At 54.5% G+C, this 12,565-nt stretch carries 10 protein-coding genes; 3 read left to right on the forward strand and 7 right to left on the reverse strand.

Annotation, left to right across the window (positions count from 1 at the left end; translation table 11 throughout):
* Window positions 1-40: 40 nt before the first annotated feature.
* A complete protein-coding gene (locus tag B1C80_RS03965) occupies window positions 41-910 on the reverse strand; it encodes an alpha/beta hydrolase (protein WP_161492711.1) in 870 nt (289 codons plus the stop codon).
* Window positions 911-1,127: 217 nt separating this feature from the next.
* Between B1C80_RS03965 and B1C80_RS28960 the strand changes: the two genes are divergently transcribed.
* Window positions 1,128-1,376, forward strand: coding sequence for a DUF4113 domain-containing protein (locus B1C80_RS28960; RefSeq protein ID WP_369822681.1), 249 nt, complete (start codon window positions 1,128-1,130; stop codon window positions 1,374-1,376).
* 182 nt (window positions 1,377-1,558) lie between these two features.
* On the opposite strand, the gene B1C80_RS03975 is transcribed toward B1C80_RS28960, so the two are convergent.
* Genes B1C80_RS03975 through B1C80_RS03985 form a run of 3 tightly spaced genes read right to left on the reverse strand, consistent with a single transcriptional unit; the run spans window position 1,559 to window position 4,493 of the window.
* The gene (locus B1C80_RS03975; protein WP_139361581.1) at window positions 1,559-2,938 is read right to left on the reverse strand and encodes a hypothetical protein; all 1,380 of its coding nucleotides are present in this window, start codon (window positions 2,936-2,938) and stop codon (window positions 1,559-1,561) included.
* Window positions 2,907-3,494 carry an RNA polymerase sigma factor gene (locus tag B1C80_RS03980; protein WP_077919770.1) on the reverse strand — a complete coding sequence of 196 codons (588 nt, stop codon included), beginning with the start codon at window positions 3,492-3,494 and terminating at the stop codon, window positions 2,907-2,909. The genes B1C80_RS03975 and B1C80_RS03980 overlap by 32 nt, the downstream gene beginning before the upstream one ends.
* A 39-nt stretch (window positions 3,495-3,533) precedes the next feature.
* A complete protein-coding gene (locus B1C80_RS03985; RefSeq protein ID WP_077919771.1) occupies window positions 3,534-4,493 on the reverse strand; it encodes a hypothetical protein in 960 nt (319 codons plus the stop codon).
* Between the two features lie 269 nt (window positions 4,494-4,762).
* Here B1C80_RS03985 and B1C80_RS03990 point away from each other — a divergent pair, with 269 nt between their 5' ends.
* Window positions 4,763-5,605, forward strand: coding sequence for a hypothetical protein (locus B1C80_RS03990; protein ID WP_139361582.1), 843 nt, complete (start codon window positions 4,763-4,765; stop codon window positions 5,603-5,605).
* A gap of 212 nt (window positions 5,606-5,817) precedes the next feature.
* Here B1C80_RS03990 and B1C80_RS03995 read toward each other — a convergent pair whose 3' ends face one another.
* Together B1C80_RS03995 and B1C80_RS04000 are read right to left on the reverse strand one after the other, a co-directional pair.
* Window positions 5,818-6,192 carry a hypothetical protein gene (locus tag B1C80_RS03995; protein ID WP_077919773.1) on the reverse strand — a complete coding sequence of 125 codons (375 nt, stop codon included), beginning with the start codon at window positions 6,190-6,192 and terminating at the stop codon, window positions 5,818-5,820.
* 47 nt (window positions 6,193-6,239) lie between these two features.
* Entirely contained in the window at window positions 6,240-6,638 is a 399-nt protein-coding gene (locus tag B1C80_RS04000; RefSeq protein ID WP_077919774.1) for a nuclear transport factor 2 family protein, read from the reverse strand.
* Between the two features lie 240 nt (window positions 6,639-6,878).
* Between B1C80_RS04000 and B1C80_RS04005 the strand changes: the two genes are divergently transcribed.
* Entirely contained in the window at window positions 6,879-7,856 is a 978-nt protein-coding gene (locus B1C80_RS04005; protein WP_077919775.1) for an AraC family transcriptional regulator ligand-binding domain-containing protein, read from the forward strand.
* 177 nt (window positions 7,857-8,033) lie between these two features.
* On the opposite strand, the gene B1C80_RS04010 is transcribed toward B1C80_RS04005, so the two are convergent.
* Entirely contained in the window at window positions 8,034-12,530 is a 4,497-nt protein-coding gene (locus B1C80_RS04010) for a DUF2610 domain-containing protein (protein ID WP_077919776.1), read from the reverse strand.
* Window positions 12,531-12,565: the final 35 nt, after the last annotated feature.

Below are 12,565 nucleotides of genomic sequence, written 5' to 3' on the forward strand. Positions count from 1 at the left end.
ACCTGTTCTCAGCGTATGCCCGATAGCGACGCTTCAGTCCTCAGTGCTGCTTTTCCCAGTCCTTAAAAATAAAGCGCAGCGCATCGAAATAAGCCACAACAGGTTCGGTCATGTGGGTTTCGGTGGGATAATGCTTATAGCGATAATCAAGTTTTTTCAGCTTTTTTCCGGCGAGTGTTGCCTCCAGTTTTAATAGATGTTTATGAAAAAACGAATCCGCTCCGCCTTCATTACCATCACTAAGAAAAAGCGTTTTGTGTAAGGTTGAACCACTCTTCAGTTTCTCATCGGTCATTCTCAATACATACTCCTTGTCCCACCACAGGGATGGACTTACGGCAACATACGCATCGAACAGATCGGGATGGGTCAACAGACAATGAAGCGACGCAAGGCCCCCAAAGGAGTGGCCGGCCAAAATTTTACAGGGCGCTGTTGGGTACTTTTTCTCGATCACGGGCATCAACTCGGTCGCCATAAATTGTAAAAACTTTTCGTTTCCTCCACTGCCTCGATACGAGCTACTATCAGGTTTGCCCTCGTAGTTAAGGATGCTGTTTGTTGGCGTAAGGTCTCGGGTCCGCTTGGTATTTGGGATGCCGATGACAATCATCTTGGGCATGGCCAACACATCGGGCCGACTCAGATAGTCAACATACTGAGCAAAGAGTTCAAAATGATTGTCCCCATCCAAAACGTATAAGACTGGAAATCGACTGTTTGCATAGGCAGAGTCTACTTTAGGGCAATGCACATACACTTTTCGCTCTTCGTTTAACAGCCTGGAGTGAATTTTCACCACCTCACTGGGTGGATAGGTATAGGGCTGAACAGGCTGGCCCTGAGCCTGGAAGGCTACCACGAAAAACAGGCTCGTCAGCCATCGAGAGGAGTAGGTAAACAGTTTCATACTATATAGAATGACAAAGTTGGACATCGAGTTTTCGAATGACCGCTACGGGAATAAGGCTTCATACAATAGGGGGACATACCGATTTCGATCAGTTCAAATATAGCGGTATAACACGCACTAGCACTAGGCCTGCCGCCTAAGTTCCCACGAACCGCCCGGCCGTATTGCGGCAGTCAGACGGTTAGCCTGCCCCACCTCAAGTACCGTTGAGCTGCTGCGCTATACCGAGTCAGCACGCGGGGCCGTATACCGATTCGGCTACAACTACCAGAAAATCGGCATCATCCTGTCGAACTTCGTTCCGGCCGATCATCGGCAACAGGGCATTTTCGTAGAGGGGCCAAACGAGCGGCTGCTGACGTTGTCGGGCGTAATAGACCGGCTCAACGCACGCCACGGCCGGGATCGGGTGCGGCTGGCCAGTCAGTCGTTTACCCCCGACTGGGGACACAGGAGTTGTTGAGTCCGTGTTACACCACCCGCTGGAACGACATTCTGAAAGTTCATTAGCAGAGGCTCTCCGGGCAACGCTATTGTCCTTTCTGCTCTTGTTGCCCGGCTGCGTTTTACCAGGCTATCAGCACCGCCTGTTGACTGCTGGTCGATTTCTTCCCCACGCCCAAACTGACGGCCTTAGTTGATCGGCTACTTCGGCCGGGGTTGTACCTGTATGCCAATGCCTACCATGAGTGGACGCAGGGTAAGCTGGTTAGCTTCGTCCCGGAGCTGATTGAGGCCATAGTCGACCTTCAGCTTCACCCTAAGCTCCACCCCCCGAACGAGCGGAAGCTGTCGGGCAATGCCGCCCCGCAAAGCCAGTAGTGACTGGTTGATAGTGGGCAGGTAAGAGATCTGCCCCCCCAGCTCGGCCGCATAGCGCCCCCGGAACAGAAGCTGCTGCTGACTTACGCCAAGACCAACCAGGGGTAATCGCTTATTCTCCGCTACAGCGTATGTCTCCCGGACGAGCTGGTAGGCGTTGTCCGGCGCCGACCTCAGGTGGTAGCTGTTCTCGCTGACGGTGTAATAGGCCCATCGGCGAAGATAACCAATCGACCCGTGAAGCTGCCAGCGGGACCAGCGTAGCCCGCCGGCCATCTGCACGCCCCAGGTAGTGGGCGAAAAAGCGGCCGGAGAGCCTACTGACGACAGATAAGCTGTAGCATTGGGCGGGGCGGTCATCAGTTGAAAATGACTCAATTGGGTAATCTCGGCAAACCATCGGCCGCTTCGTCGGGCGGTTACCGGCCTGGTCAGGTGTTGAACCGTAACGTCGAGTGCGGATGGCAGCCGAAGATGGTTATCGAATGTACCCGTTGGCGGGAGCAGGCTCAGTGGTTTGAGCCGCTCCCAAACCACTCTGTCCATCGGTCCCGAAACGGCTGCCCCGAGGATATCTGGCTGCGACTGATCGGTCAGCTGTGCGTTTGGGTTGATCAGGTACTCATCAGGAACAGAGTTGTCCTGTACGGAAGGTCGTTTACCGGGCAGATCAAAACGCGTGGAGCGCTTCGAGGAAGTCTCTTTTGCCGCTACCCGATAAACAGGTGTCGGCTTACCGCCAAATCGAGTTGGTCGGGTGATGCCTGGGCGAGTCACTCCCTCAGTGGGTAAAACGGGATGGATATCTTTCCGGTCGGCTAGGGTCGTAGCCGCTGTACGCTGCTGTTCGATGCCTTGATCTGCCCGGGCGTCGATGGCCCGTGGCTGGGGTGAATCCTGCCCGGTCATACTAACAGGTTGGGCTGCGGGCATTACCCTATGGATAGTACTATTTGCCCACATGGGGCGCTCTACCGAAGGGTTTAGACCAACTCCGCCCCCCAGTAACAGCAACAGGCTGCCGAGTAGCTTCACCGTCCGGTAGGCCCATCTGCGTCTACGTCCGGCGTTTAGCGAATCAAAGATCCGCCGGGTCAAATCAGGCCGGGCCGGCATGCGGTGATCCGCAAACGCCTGTTGCCAGCGCTGGCGCATCAGCTCATGGGGGTCCTCATCCCAGGAGTTCGTGTCGTTGGATGCCATGTTGTTCGATATCGGTTAGTAGTAGCTGTCGGCCCCGGCTAAAGCGCGACCGGACCGTGGCTTCTGGAATCGTGAGTAAAAGGGCTATTTCGGCGTGAGAATAGCCCTCAATCAAATATAGATTCACCACCAGCCGGTACGTATCGGGCAGGCGGGCCAGCAAACCCAACAAAACCTCCAGATTATAACCGGCCAGTATATGCAGGTGCTCATCACTGGCCAATGATTCGTGGCTGGACTCGTAGCTGGTCAGGTGTTCCTGGGGTAGCGTGGTGCGGTGATAATAGTTGATGGCCGTACGCACCACGACTGATTTGACCCAGCTATCGGCCGATTCGGGCTTCGTTATGTCGTTAATGTGGGTGAAAACTTTAAGGAACGCCTCCTGAAAAATATCTTCCGCTTCGGCCACGGTCCGGGCGTATCGGACGCAAACCCCTAACATGCGCTCCTGGTAGCGTTCATAGAAAGCCCGCTGCGCCCTGGGCTCCTGCCGTTGGCAGCCCGCTACCAGTTCGGTAAGGGTTTTGTAGGACTTACGACCAAAAAATGCCATGCAGGAAGACTGGGGAGTAGAGGGCTCAGGAGACGCGACTCAAAAAGTCCCGTAAAGGCGGTAGCTACGACTGATCAGCTGTCCGGAGTCCGAAAACCTCAGATCCCAGGCTTCTGTGCCTTTTTCGACGGTAAATTCGTAGGTGTTCAGCGAGCCATACGAATGGCGGGCGTAGGAGCCGCCACGGGCCAGCGCAAAGCCCGCCAGCTCAGGTCGGCGGAGATACGCTTGTGCCGCCGGGGGCAGTTGATTCGTCTCCTGAAAGAAATGCACCGTTGCCTGATTCCGAACGGCGATCAACTGTCCGTCACTCGTAAAGGTAAGGTTCCAGAATTGCCCCTGCTGAGACGCGGATACGATGTACGTGGATTGGCCGGCGGCATCTACCTGCACCTGGGCGAACAGGAAGGTCATGTTGTCGTTGCGCAGCTGCGCCTGAATGAGTTCCGGAATCTCCTGCTGGCCCTCGGCCGAATAAGAAGCCCGCTGAAACGGGGTTATCGTGACATTATACCACGATCGATCAGTGTTGCGCCCGGAAACACGCCAAAAAGCCGTATACGGTTGCTGCTGCCAGGTGTAATCCGCCAAAACAAACGCCGTTGGCTCAGCCGCCCCCACGGGACCAGACCAGCCTCTCTCGTACAGGTGAAGACGAGGCCGGGCAATCGTTCCTCCAGCAAATACCGTTGCGTGCAGGACGCGGGTAAGCGAGTCGGGCAGGTTACCGTCCAGGAGCTGATCCGCTGTCAAAAGCTGACCGGGCCCCATCAGACCCTGGTAGCGCAACCGATGCTGGCTGAAGTCGACCTGCCACAGTTTGTTGTTCAGTAGGGTGCTGAAGCGCACCTCCTCGGCCTGGGAAAAACGGTGGAGCAGCGCCTGCACCGTTTCTGCCGGTGGTCCGCCGTCAGGTTCGGGCTGCTGGTCTACAAACTGGTTACAGCTGCTTACGCCAAGCAACAGGCCTATCCAGACGAATCGAGTGAGCGGGTTCATAGGTTGGTATCGTGTTGTGCATTCCCCCTGGGCTTTACGTCCCCTCTTCACAGACACGAAACCTAGGGTACGCTGTTGCAACCAATCCTATTTTTTTTCCTGACACCCCGCCTGCCCTGCCCGTTTGTCGGGCTATGCAACACTTTGTGTCTTTTGGGGTGTCTATCGTCCCGACGGCAGCGTGATGGGTTTCAGTTGACTAATCCGCAACCGTTTTGGCCGCCCTGTCGAATGGGTTTGTTTTTTCACTCAACCAAATCGTTACAACCATGGTACACATCACACGTAGTTTAACGGGCCTGACAATAATCCTGTTTCTGGGCCTAAGTGCCTGCACCCAAAATCAATCCCTTGTAGAGCCGGAACCGCCACAGCTACTGCGACTGGGAGCCACCCGCACGAACGATCCCGGCCAGCCTCGCTTACGGCTCAAACGAACCGTCAGCACCTCGCCGGGCCTTCCCGGCATAACGGAATTCCTGTATGATCAGCAGGGTCGCCAATCCGGATATGTTTATCTGGGGGATACGGCTACATTTACCTACGATGCCAATGACCGCATAACGAGCATCCTGTATTCGTACACCACCCGAGAGAATGTCACCGGGGAGCAGACTATTTTTGCCTATGACGACGCCCAGCGGGAGGTGCGGGCCACGCTTTCGCTGCTGACAATGATCAATGGTCAATATGCACCACTCCGAGCCATAAAAACATCGGTTTATAGAATGGATGGTCAAAACCAGCCCATTGGTTTCACAGACACCTCGCCCCAGTCGGGGGCCAGTTCGGCTTATGAGCAAACCTTCGCCGGTGGCAATCTAAGCCGCACGATCAGTCAGTCAGGCAGTTCGAGCCGGGTGGCCTCTGATTTTACCTACGATAACCGGTCAAATCCGTTTTTCGGATTAATTGGACCCGGCATAGGCGACATGCGTCGGTTTAGCCGCAACAATGTACTCAAGCTGTCGATGATTGATAATTTTGGTTCACCCACGCAGGCTCAGCCGAGGGATGTTTACACCATCCAGTACGAATTCAACGAGCAGGGACTACCAACCCGGGCGGTTTCGCCGGGTGTTGTGCTGCGGTATGAATACGAAAGTTATTAAGCCGGCTACTTCCCTGGTATCTTACTAACCGGATACCAGGGAAGTCATTCATATAGACTGATCGATCGGTATTCACGGTCAACCGAGGACCGACTAAGCCGGTCAACAGCTTTTGATTCACAAGCTCTTCGCCGGATGGGTTACGGCGAAGACTGTAGACACTGGAAACATGGGCAATAGCTGACCGGCCTGGTATCGTACAGCCGGGTGGTTCAGGGAAAAGCGCTCAGTCCTTTGGTTTGTAAGTAAGCCATGGCCGCTACCCATATTGCAACGGCGGCAATAGCAATCAGACCAAACAGACTGATCGTAGCCGCCAGCCAGACAACGACAACGATACTGGCTACCACCCAGAGCATATCCAGCGTACTAATCAGTCTAACCGCGCGGGGATTAATAGGGGTTCTGAGGCTGGTGATTAGCACAAACACGCCGAATACAAGCAGAAACAGACCGACGCCGATGAACGGATCGGTGGCCGCCACGCCGAACAGGGTAGCTATAGGGTCGGCCAGTAGTACCAGCAATAGGCCCGTTGCGGCCGAGCTTACGCCATTGATCAGCAGGGTTGTTTTTAGAGAAATCATTGGAATAATCGATTGAGTGAAAAAAATGGGCTATATCCGTCGTTGGCTTAGCGGCCCCAGAACTCGTCTTCCTGCCTGAGGTCGGCCGAAAAAATGGTAGCTGCCACCAGCTTCCCGTCCTCGACCGTATAGACGTCAATATTGTTGACGTCCAGGGTGCCCCCGCCCGGCTGCACCGCCTGCCAGTGCATCAGGCAGGCTACCTGATTGCCGTTAACCGTCAGCGGTTTAACGTCGGTTAATCGCAACGTACCCGCCGACGCTTCCATCATAACACCAACCATCTGGAAGACCTCCTGACTGGTTTTTTTCAGTCCGGCGAAGCGGTGGCGGCCCGGCTGCGACCAGTGGATGTTGGGGGCTACCAGCGCGGCCAGCTGGGCCTGGTCCCCGCGCTGAACGGCGGTCAGAAAACGGGTAACGACGTCGGAGGGTTGATTTGTCATGGCGTTTGCGGACTGATTAGGTTGATGTGACGGATAGACCTGTGCGGATGCGGGCCGACCAACCGCAAGCAGTGACAGCAGGCTTAGGGAGATCCATCGGAGGGCGACATGGTTTTGGCTCATACTCTTTTTCGGTTTGCGTAACTGAACAGCACAAAGGTCGGCGGACCGCTGCGGGGAGTATTGATAGTTTACGCCAAATTCGCCGTATTTTGCGCCAACGCTCAACGGCAACCGACTATGGCAACGACGCTGTCTTCCCTTCATCTGGCCAACCTGCTGGACTATGCCGCCTGCAAGGGCATAGACCGGTCAGCCCTGCAACGCCTGCTCTATACCCCCGACGCCGACCGAACCGACGGGCAGGGCCGCGTCAGTCGTAGCGAGTACTGCCAGGTCTGGGAGCAGATGCTGCAGCTAAGCCGGGATCCGCACCTCGGCCTGCATTATGGTTGTTTCCTGAATCTGAAAGCCCTGGGCCTGATCTACCAGATTTCGCTGGCGGCCTCCAGCATCGGGCAGGCCATGCGGCTGCTGGACGATTACCTTAACCAGACATTTTCGGTGGTGAGCCTGACCAGCGATGTCGGTCCGGAGCATCTGGTCATTACCCTGCGGAGCGACCTGCCCGAGGGGCCCGTTCGGCGGCATATCCTGGATTCGGTGCTGTTTCTGATGTATCGCGAGCTGGGCGTACTGATTGAAGGGCCGGTTTCGGAGGTGCAGCTTCCCCACGACGACCTGAGCGAGTACCGGCGCCTGTGTCAGAGTTCGGTGGTGAGGGCCGACGCGCACCGGCTCCGGCTGACGACAGGGCAGGTGGCCGGTCCGATCAACCGCCGACACCTCCGGCAAATCGAAACCCTGCTCCCGATTTTTCTTCAGCTGCTCGACCAGTCGCCCAACCCCCAAACGCCATTTGCCCAGCAGGTGCGTACCATGACGCTCAGTCTATGCGCCCCCGAACTGCCAACGCTGGACCAGGTCGTGGCCCAGTTTTCCCTGAGCCACCGAACGTTTCAGCGCAGGCTCACCCAGGAAAACACGTCGTTTCGGGCCATAGCCGACGATCTCAAACGGCAGTTGTCGCACTACCTGGAGCAGGGTCGCTCGCTCCGTACCCAGGACATTGCCTATGTACTGGGCTACTCCAGCCCCAGCGCGTACCTCCATGCCGTCAAGAAATGGCGTACGCAACCATTTTTTGACGGCATGTGAAGGTCAATACGTCTCATCCCAAAGGAAAGACAATGGGGGCGGGCCTCACGCTTCGGAGCCGGATGACCCTACCCTTTTTCACGCATCAACGCAACAGCTTGTCCAGCCTGATGGGCTGACAACGGGTATTGGGTATCCTGGCTTTTATGCTGTTAGTACCCGGGCATTGGGCGGAGTTTACTTCCGGTTAGGAAAATACCTGGCCATGAGCTGCCGGAACGCATCGGTAGTGCGAAGGGTAGCAAAGTCGGGGTCTTTATTGATTCCCTCATAATCGGCGTATTTCTTTTTCAGGGCTTCTTCGAGGTAGTTCAATGCATCAACACGTTTATCCTGTAGCGCATAATTACACGCCATATTATACAGGTAAACGCTGGACTCGGACGGGTTCAACTCAATCGCTTTTCGAAAACAGGCTAATCCCTCCTCGAAACGTTTGGCATAGGTCAGGCTGATACCCAGGGTGTTTAACGTTTGCGTGTTGGTTGAGTCTAGTTGCTGAGCGCGCCGGAGTGCGCTGATCGCTGCCGTATACTTCTTTTGATCATAGTATAACCGCCCCAGTTCCCGGTGATACGACGCCCGGCCCGGATTCAACTCGATGGCTTGTTGGTAGCGGATTGCGGCTGAATCGTATTTTGTCTGAAGGGCGTAATCGTAGCCGGAGCAGTAGTACGCCCAGGCCGTTGGATGCAGGGAAGCGCTCAGTTGATAGCTTCCCTGCGCCATAGTATGATCTTTCAGCAACATCATGCTATTGCCGATTTTGACCCAGTACTCAGCCCGCTGCGTTTTACTGTCCGTTTGTTTTACCGCTGCCATATAAGCCAGTGCGGCTTCTTTGTACTTGCCCTGTTCGAAAAGCACATCCCCCTGTTTGACCAGTTTTTCGGCTGATCCTTCTGCGTTGGTCTCAGCTGGCTTCGACGCAACAGCCAACTGGACCTGCTCCTGAAACGACCGTCGGTTCTTCTGCGACTGGGCATACAGCTCTTTGAAATTTTTAACCAGTACGGGCGAGAGTGTAGCCCCAAAAACGTCCTGCAACCGCCGGCGCTCATCGGCGATTGGATCTCGGGCATCCTGCGGAAAATCATGGATATAGATGGTCAGTTTACGGCTCGAACTGTCGGCCAGACTACCGGTTACTGTGTATCCCTGAATTTTCCGGTTAAAGTTATCCCGCAGCCAGTTGGCTTGCGAGGTAGACGGGATCTCCCGGGTGAAGCGCGTCAGAAGCCGGTAATAAGCTGGATCATACCCCGTTTGAAACGAGTAGCGGTAATAGGTTTCCGCTTTTGCCCACGACCGGCCAGCCGGCGTGTGTTCAAACAGATAACCGAGCGCATAATAGAACAAACCGGGCTGGCTGGTTCCTGCCCGCAGCGAGTCTACCAGCTGTTTGGTCGACTTCTCGGTATCGTTCAGATCGACACCCAGGTAGGTAACCACCGATTGCCGCATGTAGGCGTTCAGGCTGTCTAGCTGGTTATTCTGGATAGCGGCCTGCGCTTTGGCCGGATAGTTCGTCAGCCGTGCGGTCGTCTTCTGCTTATCTTCATTGGCAGCATTGAGCGCATATACGCAAAGGTCCTGAAACGAAACTCCGTTTTTCACGGCCAGGGCATATAACTTCCCAAAAGCGTCGATTACCTCCTGCCCTATGGAGGCTTTGCGGGTTTCTTTGATTCGCCGGAGTTCGTGCTGGATCGGCTCGTTGGGATCGGGCGGAAAATCTTCGATGTACAGGTCTACCGGCGCTTTGTTTCCATCGGCCAGCGTTGCGGGGATTGTAAACTTCTTACGGCCTTTTTCGGTATTTTTCCGGAGTCTTTCAATTTCTGCCTTCACATCGTCGATGCGAATCTGACGCGATTGGTACAGCTGAATAAGCCGTTGAGCCGCAATGACATTTCCCATTTCAGCGGCAAAACTATACCATCGGGCCGCAGCCGACAGATTGGTCGGCTCGCCGTAGCCTTTCTCAGCCAGATAACCTAAGGCGTAATAAGAGAATATATTTTCATTCTGGCTAACCGTCCGCAAAAACTGCTGTTTTGCTTCCTTGTACTTGCGCTCCTTAACGTATCCACTTAGCTCAACTCCTTGATTAAGCATTGTGACGGCACTATCGAGCCGGTTTGTTACCCGGTACACATCGGCTAGGTTCAACCAGGTATCATTGTTGGATGGGCTAATTTTCAACGCTTTCTGGTACTCGGCCAGGGCTTCCGGGTACTTTTTTTGTTGATACATCGCGTATCCCATCCCTCTGTAGTAATACTCGGCCTGGCTGCGTAACGTCTGCGCCTGCCGGAAGTACGTTTCCGCTTTAGCATAGTCTTTTTTAATGGTATAGACATGCCCCAAGTTACCGAGCGCAAACGCTGAATTCGGGTTCAGGCGCAGCGCTTGTTCATGATCCCTGATGGCTTTGTCGTAATCGCCCTGCTCCAGAAACACATTCCCCCGGGCACTCACATACGTATCTTCTTCGGGGTCAAGCCGGATAGCTTTGTTAGCCGCTTCCAGGGCTTTGTCATATCGCTTTGTGCTTCTGTATATGTCTCCTAAATTGGCGTAGTAGTTGGCATTCAGGCTGTCCCGGTTGATCGCTTCCAGATAATAACGTTCCGAGTTTACCCAATCCGAAATCTGCATGTATTTATACCCCAACTCAGCATACGGACGGGCATCGTTGGCCCATTGGGTCATTATGCCGCTGAGGAGCGCATCTACTTTATTGGTCTCATAAATTTCGCTGTAGTAGTTGGCCAGGGTCATGCGGCTATCGATGTCGTTGGGGTCACTGTTGTCAACCGCCAGCTTATAATAGTACTCAGCCAACTGACGATTCTCCCGTTTGCGGTATAGGGCCGCGTATTGCTGATACACCCAGGTCAGACTGTATCGGTAGTAAGCGTCTTTTGTTGCATTACACAGCACCAGCGCCTGTTCCAGCATCTGCCGGCACTTCAGCGTATCGCCTTTGGCCAGGTATTGCTGAGCCACGTTGGTGTACGCCACATCTAATTTGGGATTAAGCTGAATACACTCCTCATAAAGTTTGATCTTTTCTTCCCGGTCGTTGATGGTGACAGCCAGATTATTACGGGGGTAGGTCCAGCGGGGGGCCAGTTCAATTGCTTTTCGATATGCTTTTCTGGCTTCCTCGGTCTGGCCCAGCTTTTCAAAGTTGCGGCCTAATGTATTAAACAGATAAGCCGCTTCAGGATCTAGCTGAACGGCCCGTTTGAGATCATTTACAATGGCCTGGCGCTGTTTCCGTTGCTCGTTCTGCGAGTTTCGGTAGATACCCAGGGTTATTTTTTGGGATTCGTTGAAGCTGGCCAGCCAGATTTGCTGGGCCTGCAGGCGCTTGTACTCATCGTCGTTGGGCTGCGATGCGTCCAGCACGTGCCGCATCATCCGGGCAGCCCGCTCATACTCGGTGGGGTCCTGTATGGGGCGTTCGTTCAGATAAACCAACACCAGTTCCTGGGCATAATCCTGAAACGCAGCTTTCCACTGTCCCCGAATCTGGTTCAGCAAAGCCGGGGCCACGCGGTCGTCGCGCAGGATGTCGAAGTAGTGTAGTACGTTATCACCTGCCGGTTCTAAGTACCGACGGGCGGCCAGGGCTTTCGTGAACTGCTCATAGTGCCGCATCTGGGTGGGGTTGAGCTGGTCACCAATTAATTTTTTCTCATCATACTCGGCGTAGGCGATGGGCTGGGAGGCTCCCGTTTTTTGGTCGAGCAGGCAGTCGAATTCGGTTTTGCTGCCCCCCTGCCAGCCATTGAGCAGCAGATTGTTCTGATATTGCACCACCGGGTCCTGGCTGCCCTTTGTTTTCTCGCGCACCTTGCCCGGCAGGAAATCATTCATGTCGGCCAGGCTTATCCGATTATCTCCATCCTTGTCGGCTTCTTTGAGCAGCCCTTTTATCAGAAAATAGGTAAACACCCCGTGTCCTCCGCAGAGCGACGGATCTTCAGCGGCCAGTTGATTGGACCGTGATGCGAGAATCTTGATAACGTTTCCCTGTTGCTGACTGAGCCGTTCGTTGATGATGGTAGCCATCTGCTGGTTATTGGTACTATTCCCCGCATGGCAGGCATCCAGGATACAGATGGTGGTCGCTTTTTTAGTAACCGAGATCTGATTATTCATCAAGTCATCGACGTCAGTCATTTTGATGGCTCTGGAATCGTTCAACGAGGCCAGCGAGCTTTTGTAGGGAATCAGGTAAGCCTGCCCCCGGTTGATGCCGACGTTGTCAATGCCGCCATGCCCCGCAAAGAAGAAGATGACCAGGTCGTTTTCGTTGGCCTGGTCCCGGAGCCAGGCCAGCTTTCGTTCGATTTCAGCCCCAGTAGCCTGCTCGTTGAGTAACCGATGAATGTTTCCCGGCTTAGCCTGGTTGGGGTAAGCGGCCAGGAGGTAGGTGTAAAACAGCTGGGCATCATCATCGGCAAATTCCAAATCCCGAATATCCCGGTTGCCGTAGGTGCTGACCCCAACAATCAGCGCGTAAATGTTTTTAAAGGTCGATGAGGTTTCTTCCGCAGCCGCCTGAGAGCCGCGTTTTTTATCGGTTGACTGAGCCCTAAGAGCCGAAGCTACACCGCTCAACATCAGCAGGGCGCAGCCTAATACCAGCACTTTTTTCATGAGTATCGGAGAGGTTAACGAGTTGGTTTGTTCTC

This window comes from Spirosoma sp. 209, from assembly GCF_002006735.1.
In the GTDB taxonomy this organism is placed as follows: Bacteria; Bacteroidota; Bacteroidia; order Cytophagales; family Spirosomataceae; genus Spirosoma; species Spirosoma sordidisoli.